Origin of the sequence: Enterococcus thailandicus (genome assembly GCF_001886265.1) — a bacterium.
GTDB classification, from domain to species: domain Bacteria; phylum Bacillota; class Bacilli; order Lactobacillales; family Enterococcaceae; genus Enterococcus_B; species Enterococcus_B thailandicus.
Genome location: NZ_JXLE01000011.1, coordinates 34,729 through 49,515 on the forward strand (window position 1 = coordinate 34,729; position 14,787 = coordinate 49,515).

General features: G+C 37.3%; 12 protein-coding genes. 10 read left to right on the forward strand and 2 right to left on the reverse strand.

What is annotated here, in order from left to right:
• Window positions 1-27: 27 nt before the first annotated feature.
• On the reverse strand, window positions 28-489 hold the full coding sequence (gene mscL / locus RV17_RS08760) for a large conductance mechanosensitive channel protein MscL (RefSeq protein ID WP_067484613.1): 462 nt from the start codon (window positions 487-489) through the stop codon (window positions 28-30).
• A 151-nt stretch (window positions 490-640) separates the two neighbouring features.
• Between mscL and yfmF the strand changes: the two genes are divergently transcribed.
• From yfmF to rny, 8 genes are all read left to right on the forward strand, one after another.
• Window positions 641-1,909: an EF-P 5-aminopentanol modification-associated protein YfmF gene (yfmF, locus tag RV17_RS08765; protein WP_067484616.1), complete on the forward strand. Its 1,269-nt coding sequence runs from the start codon at window positions 641-643 to the stop codon at window positions 1,907-1,909.
• Window positions 1,902-3,194 carry an EF-P 5-aminopentanol modification-associated protein YfmH gene (gene yfmH / locus RV17_RS08770; RefSeq protein WP_071869013.1) on the forward strand — a complete coding sequence of 431 codons (1,293 nt, stop codon included), beginning with the start codon at window positions 1,902-1,904 and terminating at the stop codon, window positions 3,192-3,194. The genes yfmF and yfmH overlap by 8 nt, the downstream gene beginning before the upstream one ends.
• A 1-nt stretch (window position 3,195) precedes the next feature.
• Window positions 3,196-3,921 (forward strand): elongation factor P 5-aminopentanone reductase, encoded by a 726-nt coding sequence (ymfI, locus tag RV17_RS08775; RefSeq protein WP_071869014.1) that lies wholly within the window; start codon window positions 3,196-3,198, stop codon window positions 3,919-3,921.
• A gap of 22 nt (window positions 3,922-3,943) precedes the next feature.
• Entirely contained in the window at window positions 3,944-4,828 is an 885-nt protein-coding gene (locus RV17_RS08780; protein WP_071869015.1) for a helix-turn-helix domain-containing protein, read from the forward strand.
• 154 nt (window positions 4,829-4,982) lie between these two features.
• The gene (gene pgsA, locus RV17_RS08785) at window positions 4,983-5,561 is read left to right on the forward strand and encodes a CDP-diacylglycerol--glycerol-3-phosphate 3-phosphatidyltransferase (RefSeq protein WP_067484631.1); all 579 of its coding nucleotides are present in this window, start codon (window positions 4,983-4,985) and stop codon (window positions 5,559-5,561) included.
• 96 nt (window positions 5,562-5,657) lie between these two features.
• Window positions 5,658-6,902, forward strand: a complete 1,245-nt coding sequence (locus RV17_RS08790; protein WP_071869016.1) for a competence/damage-inducible protein A — start codon at window positions 5,658-5,660, stop codon at window positions 6,900-6,902.
• Window positions 6,903-7,006: 104 nt separating this feature from the next.
• Window positions 7,007-8,053, forward strand: coding sequence for a recombinase RecA (gene recA, locus RV17_RS08795; protein WP_067484637.1), 1,047 nt, complete (start codon window positions 7,007-7,009; stop codon window positions 8,051-8,053).
• Between the two features lie 486 nt (window positions 8,054-8,539).
• Complete coding sequence (rny, locus tag RV17_RS08800) at window positions 8,540-10,096, forward strand: ribonuclease Y (RefSeq protein WP_067484639.1); 1,557 nt, start codon at window positions 8,540-8,542, stop codon at window positions 10,094-10,096.
• Between the two features lie 42 nt (window positions 10,097-10,138).
• Here the strand turns inward: rny and proC are convergent, their stop codons facing one another.
• A complete protein-coding gene (gene proC, locus RV17_RS08805) occupies window positions 10,139-10,954 on the reverse strand; it encodes a pyrroline-5-carboxylate reductase (protein WP_067484643.1) in 816 nt (271 codons plus the stop codon).
• A gap of 143 nt (window positions 10,955-11,097) precedes the next feature.
• Between proC and mprF the strand changes: the two genes are divergently transcribed.
• Window positions 11,098-13,671: a bifunctional lysylphosphatidylglycerol flippase/synthetase MprF gene (mprF, locus tag RV17_RS08810; RefSeq protein WP_071869037.1), complete on the forward strand. Its 2,574-nt coding sequence runs from the start codon at window positions 11,098-11,100 to the stop codon at window positions 13,669-13,671.
• 181 nt (window positions 13,672-13,852) lie between these two features.
• Complete coding sequence (gene ispE, locus RV17_RS08815) at window positions 13,853-14,704, forward strand: 4-(cytidine 5'-diphospho)-2-C-methyl-D-erythritol kinase (protein WP_071869017.1); 852 nt, start codon at window positions 13,853-13,855, stop codon at window positions 14,702-14,704.
• Window positions 14,705-14,787: the final 83 nt, after the last annotated feature.

Below are 14,787 nucleotides of genomic sequence, written 5' to 3' on the forward strand. Positions count from 1 at the left end.
CAACAAAATTTGTTGTTTCAAGTTTTTTTATTTTGTGGTTGATTCGTCTTCTACTTTTGCTTGAAGTGTTGAACGACCATTATCTTCAGCTACTTGTTGTGCCAGTAAATCACGAATGTCACTTAAGTATTGTTCAGCAGTTGGCTCATCAAGAACCTCTTCTTCTGTTTTACGTAAATCTTTTGCACTGTTGGCTGCTTTGACCACTAAGAACAAAACAAAACCTGTAATTAAAAATGTAATAATAGCACTAACAACATTACCAAATGAAAAAGTTACGCCTTTGACAGGTGTGACATCTAATACAGACAATGCTCCGTCCAAATCAGAAGTACCAGTGACAAGAGCAACTATCCAACCAATTAATGGTGTAATCAATCCTTCTACGATTTGATTAACGATTCCCGTGAATGCACTCCCAATAACAACCCCAACAGCTAGGTCGAGCACGTCGCCACGCATAATAAACTCTTTAAATTCTTTAATCATAAAACCCCTACTTTCTTTTTCCTTACCCTTAGTATATCTAAGAATAAAAAAATATAAAAACAATAAACGCTTTTGTTCGCGAAATGCTTGAATATTAACCTTCTATGCTATACTAGAAACAACTGTAACGATAAAAGGAGCACAACGACTTATGACGAATAAATTGGCGGAGGGCGTGAATTTACATGTCCTGCAAACAAAAAAATATAAAACGATTCGAATCTTTATTCGATTTACAACACGTCTTGATCGAGCAGTCATTACGCAACGGTCATTACTGAGCAGTTTGTTAGAAACAAATAGCTTAAACTATCCAGATCAAACACAGCTTAGCGCGAAATTAGCTGAATTATATGGTGCAAGTTTTGGCTGGAATGTAAGCAAAAAAGGAAATTTGCATTGGCTGAACGCAGGCATCAGTTTTGTTAATGGTGATTATGTAAATGACTCAAAGATTCTGCTCCAAGTTGTTGACTTTTTGAAAGAGGTTATTTTTGCACCAAATATTGTGGCGGGGCAGTTCGATAATCAAACGTTTGATTTAGAAAAAAATAATCTGAAAACTTATTTAGAAAGTTTGGACGAAGATAAACAAACATTAGCTTCATTAGCACTACAACGTCTTTACTTTGAGCAAACAGATGCTCAAAGAATCCCTAGTTTTGGAACAGTAAAAGACTTAAAAGAAATTACAGCAGAGTCACTTGCTACGTATTACCAGAAAGTCTTAGCGGAAGATCAAGTCGACATTTTTGTAATTGGAGATGTGAATGAGACGGAAGTTACTGAAGCAATTCAAACATTACCATTTACTGACCGCGAATTTGTACACCCAGAAATTTTTTATGCGCAACCACAATCAAATGTAATCAAAGAACGCCAAATGCATGAATCTGTTGTACAAGCCAAGTTAAACTTAGCTTATCAAACCAATGTTTATTACAACCAACCTGAGCGTTTTTCATTAATGGTGTTCAATGGTTTGTTTGGTGGGTTTCCGCATTCAAAATTATTTATGAATGTGCGCGAAAAAGAAAGCTTGGCTTACTATGCTTCTAGCAGTGTGGACACGTTCCGTGGATTTATGACTGTTCAAACAGGCATTGATGGAAAAAATCGCGAAAAAGTTTTACATTTGATTCATAAACAATTAGAAAGTTTACGAAATGGAGAAATCACTGACCTTGATTTAGCTCAAACAAAAGCAATGTTGAAAAATCAATACTTGCTATCACTTGATGCACCTCAAGCAGCGATTGAATCGACTTATTTAGATAACTGGCTACCAGAAACCAAATTAACAGATGACGAGTGGCTAGCTCGACTGGAAAGTATCACAATCAAAGATGTTCAAAAAATTGCAGATCAAGTAGAGCTTCAAGCAATTTTCTTTTTAGATGGAGGAAGCATGAATGAATAAAACTGAGTATTCACAAATTAATGAAACGCTTTATCATGAAGTGCTACCAAATGGATTGACCGTTTACTTGTTGCCAAAAAATGAGTACCACAAAACTTATGGCTTATTTAGCACTAATTATGGCTCAATCGATAATGAATTTATTCCTTATGGAGCAACTGAAAAGATAAAGGTACCTGATGGAATTGCCCATTTCTTAGAACACAAATTATTTGAAAAAGAAGACGGAGATGTTTTCCAATTGTTTGGACAACAAGGTGCGTCTGCAAATGCATTTACTAGTTTTACCAAAACAAGTTATTTGTTTTCAACGACGGATCAAGTGGAAAAAAATTTATTGACACTATTGGACTTTGTACAAGCACCCTATTTTACTGAGGAAACAGTCAACAAAGAAAAAGGAATCATTGGACAAGAAATTCAAATGTATGAAGATGATCCTAACTGGCGTCTATTTTTTGGTATTTTGAATAACTTATATCCAAACCATCCTTTACACATTGATATTGCAGGGACGGTTGATAGCATCGACAAAATTACTGCCGATGATTTGTATACTTGTTATCACACGTTTTATCAGCCAAGTAATATGGTTTTGTTTTTAGTTGGAAATTTAGATCCAGAGAAACTAATGGAAGTTATTAAAGAAAATCAAATGAGTAAAGAATTTCCACCAGCACAAGAAATCAAGCGATACTTCCCTGAAAATAATGATGAAATTATCGAGGAAAGTCGTCTGAGAGCAGCTGTGACACGTAAAAAATTCGTATTGGGAATTAAAGGTGTTGACGAGTTGCCAGCAGATGGCTATCAATTGATGCGCTATAAAACAGCATTGAATCTCTTATTCCAATTACTGCTAGGAAATACTTCCCAAAACTATTTGAAACTTTACAATGAAGGAATCATTGATGACAGTTTTGGTTTTGAATTTAGTTTAGATCGTGAATTTCATTTTGCTGATTTTAGTGGTGATACGGATGAACCAAAACTTGCTGCGCAGCAAGTACGGAAAATCATTCTTGGTTTTGAGAAAGATCCAGAAGTAAATGAAAAAAATCTTGAATTATTGAAGAAAAAAATGTTAGGGAAATACTTCCAATCACTTAACTCCATTGAGTATATTGCTAACCAATTTACCCAAAGTCTTTATGGTGCGTATACTTTATTTGATTTGCCAGAAGCGATTGAATCAATCCAATTAGCTGATGTATTAGCTGTTGGTTCGGCATTTTTAGTGGCAGAGACGTTTAGTGAGTTTTATATGGAACCACAGGGTGAGTGAGATGCCAACGGCGTTAGTTATGGGAGCTAGTGGGGATATTGGTGAAGCGATTTGTCGTCAGTTGGCGCAAGAGGGCTGGTCATTGTATTGTCACTATCATCGCAATGAAAAAAAAGTATTAAATTTCGTTTTAGACTTGCAAAAATGTTATCCGCTGCAAGATTTTTTTATGGTATCCTTAGACATGTTAAGCATGGAAGAAATACCGAAATTTACACAAGGATTATTTCAAGTTGACAGTGTCATTTTTGCATCAGGATTTACGAAATATGCTTTGTTTAAGGAGTATACGGAATTAGACATGGACCAGCTTTGGCAAATTCATGTGAAATCTCCGCTATTGCTTTTGCAAAGGCTAGAAACAAAACTTGCTCGGTCTGATTATGGCAGAATTGTGTTTATTGGTTCTGTTTACGGGATGCAAGGAAGCAGTATGGAAACAGTTTACAGTGCTGTTAAAGGTGCCCAACAAGCATTTGTTAAAGCATATGCAAAAGAAGTTGCAACATTAGGAATAACGGCCAATGTCATAGCGCCAGGAGCTGTCGCAACAGCGATGAATCAGGACTGGTCTAAGACAGAATTAACGGAATTAAAAGAGGCAATCCCGCTAGGAAGACTAGCTCAGCCAAAAGAAATTGCTGCTGCTGTCACATTTTTATTACAAAAAGAAGCGGCCTATGTCACCGGAATTACACTACCAGTAACGGGTGGTTGGCTAGAATAAAAAGACTGGAGAAGATGAACGAGTGGCTTTTGAAACCATTGGGGAAAAATTACGGCAAGCTCGTCTAAATAAAAAAATATCTTTAGACGAATTACAACAAATTACAAAAATTCAAAAACGTTACCTTGAAGCAATCGATAACGACGAATTCGATCAACTTCCTGGTAAGTTTTATGTACGTGCATTTATTCGTCAGTATGCGCAAGCTGTTGGAGAAGATGGCGATAAACTTGTGGATGTTTTCGATGGAAAAAGAAAATTATCTGATGGCTCAGAAATTAAAAGACCAGAGCCAGAAACTGTGAGTGGTTCACGAAAAGCAATGCACCAAGAAGAATTTAAACCAAGTAAATTTTGGACAAGTCTGCCTGTTGTTTTGTTAGGATTGGTTGCAGTTGCAATCGTGATTGTTGTTGGTTATATGACGTGGCAAGATCGACAAGCGGCACCAATTATTAGTGAAGCGAGCTCATCAATGACAGTCGATGGATCAATTGAGGAAACAAAGCAATCCTCACAATCAAGTGAATCAACGTCAGCACAATCTTCGACAGTTGAATCCACGACTGAAGAAAAGAAGATGACGATTACTGCTGGTACAGATACAACGAATGCAATTGATGTGAACATTATTGATGCAACGGAGCCTTTAACACTGGAATTCACAGCGAAAGATCGTGTGTGGGTAGGTGTGATGGTTAATGGTGCGTATGTTTACCAAGGAACACTTGCAACTGGTGAATCACAGAGTACACAGATTGCTGCTAATGTGCCTAATGCAGTTGTGACAATTGGTGCAGCAAGCAATATTTCAATTAAAGCAAATGGGGAAGATGTTCCAGTGAATGCTGGAGAAAATAATTTAAGTCCCAAAAACGTTAACCTTGCTATCCAATACGCAGAATAATTCAAACAAAACTGCAATAAAAATCCACTCGATTTTTATTGCAGTTTTTCAATAGTAAAATGAATAATTTTTTTCGTGAGTGAAAAAAGTAAGTTATTTCTGTGGAAACTTTAGTGAGACTCACGTAAAATGAACAAGAAAGGAGTGCAATAGTGTGAATTTACCAAATAAATTAACTGTATTAAGAATTTGTATGATTCCAATCTTTATCCTTGTTGTAGGAGTACCTTTGGATTGGGGACAATTGACGGTGGGAACAACAACTGTTGCTGTAACACAAATAGTTGGAGCAATCATTTTTGCAATTGCAAGTATTACAGACTGGCTTGACGGGAAAATTGCTCGTTCTCAAGGTTTAGTAACAAACTTCGGGAAATTTGCCGATCCTTTAGCAGACAAAATGTTAGTTATGACAGCATTTATTATGTTAGTTGGTCAAGATAAAGCACCAGCATGGGTTGTTGCGATTATTGTTTGCCGAGAATTAGCGGTAACAGGTTTACGCCTATTATTAGTTGAACATGGTGAAGTAATGGCAGCTGCATGGCCTGGAAAAGTGAAAACTGCTACTCAAATGGTTGCAATCATTTTGTTGCTTATCAATAACATTCCATTTAACTTGATTGGTCTTCCATTAGATCAAATTATGCTTTATGCCTGTTTAGTATTCACAATCTATTCTGGTGTTGATTACTTTGCCAAAAATAGTGCTGTGTTTAAAGGCTCAATGTAATTTCGATAAAAGCTTGGTGACAATTTTGTCCCAAGCTTTTTTTAAATAAAAAATATTTTCGTTATAGCGTATTAATTATTAGGGAGAGGAAAATTTATGAAAGCAGAGATTATTGCAGTAGGAACAGAGCTACTTCTTGGTCAAGTGGTCAATACAAACGCAACTTTTTTGGCTGAGCAGTTAGCAGATCTTGGTATTGAAGTTTACTATCAGACAGTTGTTGGGGATAACAAACAAAGACTAGATGAGTTGATAGGCTTAGCAGAGTCACGAAGCGAGTTAATTATTTTGTGTGGTGGGTTAGGTCCTACAGAGGATGACTTAACCAAAGTAGTAACCGCTGACCATTTGGGGAAAGGGTTGGTTCAAGATAGAGAAGCCTATCAAAAATTATTAGAGTTTTTTGAAACAACCAAGCGTAAAATGACTGCGAATAATTTGCAACAGTCACAAACTATTGAAGGAGGTATTGTTTTACCAAATCGTACAGGGCTAGCTGTTGGGACATTTATCCAAGAAAAATCTCATGCGTATATCCTACTCCCTGGGCCACCAAGTGAACTGAAACCAATGTTCATTGAGCAAGTGCGTCCATTATTGATCGAAAAATTTCCTTCGAAAGAAAAATTAATTTCACGCGTCTTACGTTTTTATGGCATTGGTGAATCACGATTAGTTACAGAGCTAGCCGAACTAATCTCAACACAAATTAATCCGACGATTGCACCCTATGCGAAACCCAATGAAGTTACCTTACGTTTAACGGTTAAAACCAATGATATTCATGCCGGTAATCAAGCATTGCTTGCACTGGAAGAAAAAATTCAGGAACGGGTGGGCGAATATTTTTATGGCTATGGAGATGATAATTCGTTAGAAAAAGTTGTGGTCGATTTGCTAAAAGAAAGAGGGAAAACAGTAACTGCTGCTGAAAGTTTAACTGCAGGAGAGTTTCAAGCAACATTAGGAAAACTTTCCGGTGTTTCTGAAGTTTTTCCTGGAGGATTCGTGACATACTCAGAAGAAACAAAAGCCGATTTTTTAAACATCGATCCTCAATTTCTGGAAAAATATGGAACTGTGAGTCAAGAGTGTGCCGAAAAAATGGCTGAGCAAGCAAGAAAGTTAGCGAAAACGGACTATGCGGTATCGTTTACAGGCGTTGCAGGACCAGGTATGCTTGAAAACCAAGCCGTCGGAACAGTTTGGATTGCTGTAGCTTCAGCTGAGGAAGTAAGTGCAACTAAGTTTCAATTTACGCGCGGACGTGAAGCAATTCGTCGCAACTCGGTAATGGAAGGTCTGAATATGTTACGTAAGCGGATTTTAAGAAAAAAATAAAATGCGAATATTTGTTCGGTTTTTCTTGCTTTTTAATTCTAAAACCGCTATGATAATTGTATTGAAATGACGTTGTTAATGTGAATATAAGGAGGATTATCGTATTGGCAGATGATCGTAAAGCGGCCTTAGATGCTGCGTTAAAGAAAATTGAAAAAAGTTATGGTAAAGGTTCTATTATGAAATTGGGCGAGAAAATCGACCAACAAATCTCAACAATTCCAAGTGGTTCACTTGCTTTAGATGTAGCATTGGGAGTAGGTGGTTATCCACGAGGAAGAATCATCGAAGTTTACGGGCCAGAAAGTTCTGGTAAAACAACGGTTGCACTTCATGCAATTGCCGAAGTACAAAAAAATGGTGGGACAGCAGCCTTTATTGATGCTGAACACGCATTGGATCCTCAATATGCCCAAAAATTAGGCGTTAATATCGATGAATTGTTGTTATCACAACCAGATACAGGTGAACAAGGATTAGAGATTGCTGATGCATTGGTTTCAAGTGGTGCAGTAGATATCGTTGTTGTCGATTCAGTAGCAGCGTTAGTTCCGCGAGCAGAAATTGATGGTGAAATGGGTGACGCTCACGTTGGATTACAAGCTCGTTTGATGTCCCAAGCTTTGCGTAAATTATCAGGTTCAATTAATAAAACAAAAACAATTGCGATTTTTATCAACCAAATTCGTGAAAAAGTAGGCGTAATGTTTGGTAACCCAGAAGTAACACCTGGGGGACGTGCATTGAAGTTCTATGCAACGATTCGTTTAGAAGTACGTCGTGCAGAACAATTGAAACAAGGGACAGATATTGTCGGAAACCGTACGAAAATTAAGGTAGTTAAAAACAAAGTTGCACCACCATTTAAAGTAGCAGAAGTTGATGTAATGTATGGACTAGGAATCTCACAAGAGGGAGAACTACTTGATATGGCGGTAGAAAAAGATATCGTTGATAAAAGTGGTGCTTGGTATTCATATAAAGAAGATCGTATCGGCCAAGGACGCGAAAATGCAAAAATTTATATGTCTACTCACCCAGAAATGATGAATGAAATTTCTGGCTTGGTTCGCGAAGCTTATGGAATTGGTGAAGGTATTGAAACAGAGGAAAAACCTGAACAGGAAGAATTACCTTTAACAGAAGAATAATGAATTTGACTTTCAAAGGTCGGGACAAACTGTCTCGACCTTTTTTGTCGAGGGTGAAACTAGAAGTTAGAGTTTTTATCAAGAGTAAGAGGTTTTCTCAAAAATAAAAGAACATTTGTAATCGTTAATTTATATTTATAGGACAATTTGCATTCGGATATAACAGTTGCGGTTATCTAGTTCAACGGAAATAATCGAAAACTTGACTTTTATCTGTGAAAAGAAAAAAGGATTAAGTCTAGCGAATAAACCAAGTGCTATCAAGACCTCTTTCTGTCGGTAATGATAAAAAACCACCGTTTAATATAAAATTAGAAAGCAGTTTCTTTGTTTATTTAAAGTTGACACTAAGGGGTACAAACATTAGAATAAACTTGTGTACTTTTTGTGCACATATGCAAGTAGGCATATTGATAAGATTAAAATAGTTTATCAGAAAAACTACGTGATTGATAAAATGAAAAAGATAGTATGGAGGTGGATTTTATGGTATTCAACATTCTCCTCGCTATCATCGGTTTAATTGTCGGTCTTGGTTTAGGGTTGGTCGTTGCGAAGTCACGTCACGAAAAAGAGATAGCTGGTGCAAAAACATCAGCTGTGGGTATTATCGACAGTGCAAAGAAAGAAGCAGAGACTCTAAAAAAAGAAGCATTGTTGGAAGCTAAGGAAGAAAATCAGAAATATCGTTCTGAAGTTGAAAGTGAGCTGAGAGAAAGCAAATTAGAATTAAAATCTCAAGAAAATCGATTGATTCAACGTGAACAAACATTGAATCGTAAAGATGACTCATTGGAAAAACGTGAGAACTCACTTGAAAGCAAAGAAGAAATACTTAGTTCAAAACAGCAATTAATTGAAGAGCGAGAACAAGACGTTGAAAAATTGATTGAAGATCAACAAAAAGAGTTAGAGAAAATTGCTGGTTTATCTAAAGAAGATGCAAAGGATGTTATCATGAAGTCAACCGAGGAAGAGTTGAATCATGAGTTAACTGTTATGGTGAAAGAATCTGAACAGCGTGCAAAAGAAGAGGCTGATCGTAAAGCGAAGAACTTGCTTTCATTAGCTATTCAACGTTGCGCGGCAGATCAAGTTTCTGAAACCACAGTATCAGTTGTTACTTTGCCAAATGATGAGATGAAAGGTCGCATTATTGGTAGAGAAGGTCGTAACATTCGCACATTAGAAACACTAACAGGAATTGATTTGATTATCGATGACACTCCTGAAGCAGTTGTTCTTTCTGGTTTTGATCCAATTCGGAGAGAAATCGCAAGAATGACGTTGGAAAAATTAATTCAAGATGGGCGTATCCATCCAGCTCGTATTGAAGAAATGGTTGAAAAATCACGTAAAGAAATGGATGAACGTATTCGCGAATATGGAGAAGAGGCTGCGTTTGAAGTTGGTGCACATACACTCCATCCAGATTTAATTAAGATTTTGGGACGGTTACGTTTTAGAACAAGTTATGGTCAAAATGTGTTGAAACATTCAGTGGAAGTTGCTAAACTATCTGGAATTTTAGCTGCAGAATTAGGCGAAGATATCCAATTAGCTAAACGAGCAGGCTTGCTACATGATATTGGGAAAGCACTTGACCATGAAATTGAAGGTTCTCATGTTGAGATTGGTGCAGAATTAGCTGCCAAATACAAAGAAAATCCAGTGGTTATCAATGCGATTGCTTCTCACCATGGTGATGTGGAAGCGACATCGGTTATTTCAGTACTTGTTGCTGCAGCCGATGCTTTATCAGCCGCTCGACCTGGTGCACGAAGCGAATCTTTAGAAAACTATATTCGTCGTCTTCAAAACTTAGAAAATATTTCTAATAGTTTTGCCGGCGTAGATTCAAGTTTTGCTGTACAAGCAGGACGTGAAGTACGTGTAATGGTAAAACCTGAAGAAATTTCTGACTTAGAAGCAGTTCGTTTGGTTAGAGATATTCGTAAGCGAATTGAAGAAGAATTAGATTATCCTGGACACATTAAAGTAACTGTTATTCGCGAAACACGAGCAACAGATTACGCTAAATAAAAAAACGACCAATGACTATTTTAGTCATTGGTCGTTTTTTCATTATTGTTGATTTTTTTGTGCAAGCATTTCTTGATCTTTTTCAATGGTAGTATTGATTCCCTTGATGATTGCTGGAATAAACCCAGCTTCTTCAAGTGCAACGACCCCGGCAACTGTTGTTCCTCCTGGAGAGGAAACTTGGTCAACTAATTCCCAAGGATTTTCATTGCTCTCAAGGAATTTTTCGCACGAACCTAAAATTGCTTTGGCAGAGATTTCGGTGGCTAATTTTTTTGGTAAGCCATTGAACACCCCGGCTCTTCCCATAGCGTCAATGAGCATGTAAACAAATGCAGGAGAACTTCCAGCCAAGCCAATAAAAGCACTAAAATCTGCTTCGGCTAAAGGATAGACGCTCCCGATTGCTTCAAAGATTCGTGTTGCGTGTGCGAATTGTTCTTCGGTAGCAACAGAATTTTTACAAATGGCAGAAACTCCGGCACCAACGCTGACATTGACATTTGGCATGACGCGAATTATCGCAGCTTGCGAGCTATTTAAGGCTGTTTCAAGATCATTTAAAGTTGTGCCAGATGCAATAGAAATAAAAAGAATTTTTTGACTATAGTCTTGTAGTTCATGAAGTACGGTTGAAATAATTTTAGGTTTTACTGCGAGTAGAAGAATGTCTACTTGTTCAGCGACTTCTTGATTTGTTTGACAAGCAGTGACTCCTGTTTGCTTGGCAAAGGCTTGTGCGTTTTCAAAATGGCCACTCGAAACAAAAATTTCATCTTTTGAAAAAGTTTCTTTTTCAAGTAGCCCACGAATAATTGCTTGTGCCATATTTCCTGTTCCAATAAATCCAATGTTCATTTTATTTCCTCCCTTTTGATTTTAGAATAGCTTTGTTTGTTAGGAATCGCAAGCAACGTGCTAAGCAAAAGTGGAAAATTATAATTAAATAAGCTAACATTAGTGTTATGAAATGAAAGTACATGAGTTTGGAAGGTAAAAATGTGAAAAATAAAATACAATTGATTCTTCAATGGATGAAAAGTCATAGTTTGATTTTAAAATTGATTTTTTTTGGTTCAGTATTAGTCTTTGTCGCGAATCAGGTTGCTAATATCGCAAATGGTATGAGTTGGCAAGATATTTTGGAAACAATGGATAAGCAGAATCACCTAACAATTGTTTTAATGACGTTGCTTGGATTACTGGGTGTGTTACCAATGCTTTTATATGATTGGGTGACACTTAGAGTATTGGAAAAGCAAGGAAAGCCTAAGATGCCAAGGCAAGAATTTTTTCTAGCGGCTTGGATTACGAATACAATCAACAATTTGGCAGGATTTGGTGGTGTCGTGGGTGCAAGCTTGCGCGCTAATTTTTATGGTAAGCAGGCGGATCGAAAAAAGGTACTGGCAACTGTTTCAAAAGTAGCAGTCTTTATGATAACAGGTTTATCTGTGTGGTCGCTGTTCACTTTTGTGGATGTCTTTTTCATTCAAACAGAGAGTATTTTTCGAAGTTATTGGATTTGGTTACTAGGTGGAAGTTTTGTTGCACCGGTCATTTTCTTTTTTGCGTATCTTAAAAGAAGGACCTTGTTTTCAGAATTTTATCCAAAAGGCTTGGTGGGTTTATTTTTTGCCTCGTTTGGTCAGTGGACAGGTGCGCTAACCGTATTTCTATTAATTGGCAAGCTGATGGGAATCAACGTATCCCTTCATTCGATTTATCCCATGTTTATTGTGGCAACGCTGATAGGTATGTTAACGATGGTTCCGGGTGGTATGGGAACGTTTGACGTGTTGATGATTCTTGGTATGAGTCAGTTAGCTGTTCGTCAAGATGTAGCAGTTGTTTGGTTATTGTATTATCGCCTATTTTATTATGTAGTGCCATTTTTAACAGGTATTCTTTTGTTTATCACGCATACTGGTGTGAAAGTGAACAGGTTTCTTGATAATATCCCACGGTTGTTTTTCCAAAAAGTGGCACATATCATTTTAGTTAGTGCTGTTTATTTTGCGGGTATCATGATGGTTTTACTATCAACAATTACAAATTTATCTGCGATTAGTCGCCTATTTCAAATTTTGTTGCCTTTTTCATTTAATTTCTTAGATCAGACACTCAACCTACTTGTCGGATTTTTACTGTTAGGCTTGGCTCGCGGTTTAGCGATGAAGGTGAAAAAAGCGTATTTGCCAACAATCACCTTGTTGATTTTTGGTATTTTAAATACGATTACTCGAACGTTGTCGTGGGAATTGATTTTAGTTTATGTCCTTATTTTGTTAGCAGTTTGGCTGGCACGCAAGGAGTTTTATCGCGAAAAATTTGTCTATTCTTGGGGAGCAATCGCTTTTGATGCTTGCTTATTCGGGTTCTTGTTTGTTGTTTATGCAATTGCAGGTTATCATAGTGGTCAATTTTGGGTAGGACGAATGACTGCGAACAATTTTATTCTGTTTCCTTCAGATGAGGTCTGGTTTTCTGGACTGGTTGGTTTAGGTATTTCGTTGTTAGCGCTGGTGGCGTTATATCAGTATTTATCTACGGCAACGGAGGAGCTTGGAACGGAGCTAGAGGCAGAGCGATTGGATCAGCTGATTGATCAATATGGTGGAACAGCTTCTAGTCATTATTTGCAATTGTCGGGATATAAATATTTTTATTATCAAGAAGGTAGTAAGGATCAAGTAGTTTTTGGCTATCAGGTGAAGGGAAATAAATGCTTTGTGCTTGGAGATCCAATTGGTAATCCAGCTATGTGGCGAACGGCAACCAAAAGCTTTCTGAAAAAAGCTGATTGCTTAGGTTATCAGCTGGCTTTTTATAAGGTGTCAGAAAAATATGTTGTGATGCTGCATGAAGTTGGGTTCCGTTTTGTTAAAGTAGGGGAAGCAGGGATTGCTGACTTAACGATGGCAGATGTTCCTTGGCTGAATCAACAATTAGAATATCAACGATTAACAAATGAAGGCTATCATTTTACTTGGTATGATGAAATTCCTGAGGAACTGCTTGCAACACTGGGAGAGGTGTCACATGCTTGGTTGAATGGCGAAACAGAGAAACATTTTTCTGTTGGCCGATTTGACAAAGAGTACGTGAAGACCAGTGGCGTGGGTGTTGTTCGAAAAGACCAACAAGTAGTTGGTTTTGTGACGGCACAACCGATGACACAAACACAAGCAGGATATGATTTGTTGCGAGTGTTGCCGGGAGAACCTGTCGCATTGAGTGACTACCTGTTAGCAAATTTGTTTGTTGTGTATCAAAAACAAGGCTACTTGGAAGCAAATCTTGGTCTAGCACCTTTGGCGAACGTTGGAGAAACAGATTTTTCATTTATTCAAGAAAAAATGATGAACATCGTTTATAATTATGGAAACTTTTTCTATGCTTTCCAAACGACTTATGAAAGAAAATCAAGGTATGTCAGTCGTTGGGAAGGACGTTACTTTGCTTATATGAAAGGTAGCAATTTTGTATTCGCAACTCTTCAATTATTTATTCTGATTGGTCGCGGGAAAGGGAAAAATCCAAGCTTAGCTCAAGAAGTCTTGACTGAACTATAAATAGGTAATGAGAATAAAAATCGATTTGAAAGATTGAGAGGATAAGAATGAATAACGTCTTATCCTCTTTTTTTCTTTTTGCTTCAGTTGAAATAGGAATTTAAGGCGGAAGTTAGCTATACTTTTATTTTCCCCTATGATAGAATACTTTCGACTTAGACTTTTCGAATGGGTGAGAGGTATGGAACTAATTGAAAAAGCACCAGCCAAAATAAATTTAGGATTGGATGTATTATATAAACGGCCAGATGGGTACCATGAACTTGAGATGGTTATGTCGAGTGTGGACTTAGCAGATCATTTGATTTTTGAAGAATTACCTGAAGATCAAATCGTGGTGGAAACAAATAAAGCTTTCTTGCCTGTAGATCAACGAAATAATGTCTATCAAGCAGCCGTATTACTGAAAAATAAATTTAATATCAAAAAAGGCGTTAAAATCGTTGTTCAAAAAAATATCCCAGTGGCTGCTGGCCTAGGTGGAGGCAGTACTGATTGTGCCGCAGCCTTGCGCGGAATCAATCAATTATGGGATTTGGGCTGTTCCTTAGAAGAATTAGCAGCAATCGGCTTAGAAGTTGGTACAGATGTTCCTTACTGTGTATATGGGAATACGGCATTTATTGGTGGTAAGGGTGAGGAAGTAAAACTTATTCCATCTATGCCACAGTGTTGGGTTATTCTAGTCAAACCAAGAATGAGTGTTTCTACACGAACAGTGTTTAGAGATCTTGACACGCAATCCATTCAGCATCAGGACGTCGCTGGATTGGTGGAAGCAATCCAACAACAAGACTATCAACAAATGATTCAAAAAATGGGAAACAGTTTAGAAGATGTGACTGGGAAAAGGCATCCTGTCATTCATCAGATCAAAGAACGAATGATTAAATATGGAGCGGACGTGGCTTTGATGAGCGGTAGTGGACCAACAGTTTTTGGTTTGTGCCAACACTATTCGAGAGCACAGCGAGTATATAATGGATTAAAAGGGTTTTGTGATGAAGTTTATCTTGTACGCACATTGCGTTAAAGCTTAAGTGAATTTCGGAAAAGATTTTTGTAGTCGATTTAATAACTGAGAAGTAATTAAAAAGCATATAAGTTTAGTTTTCT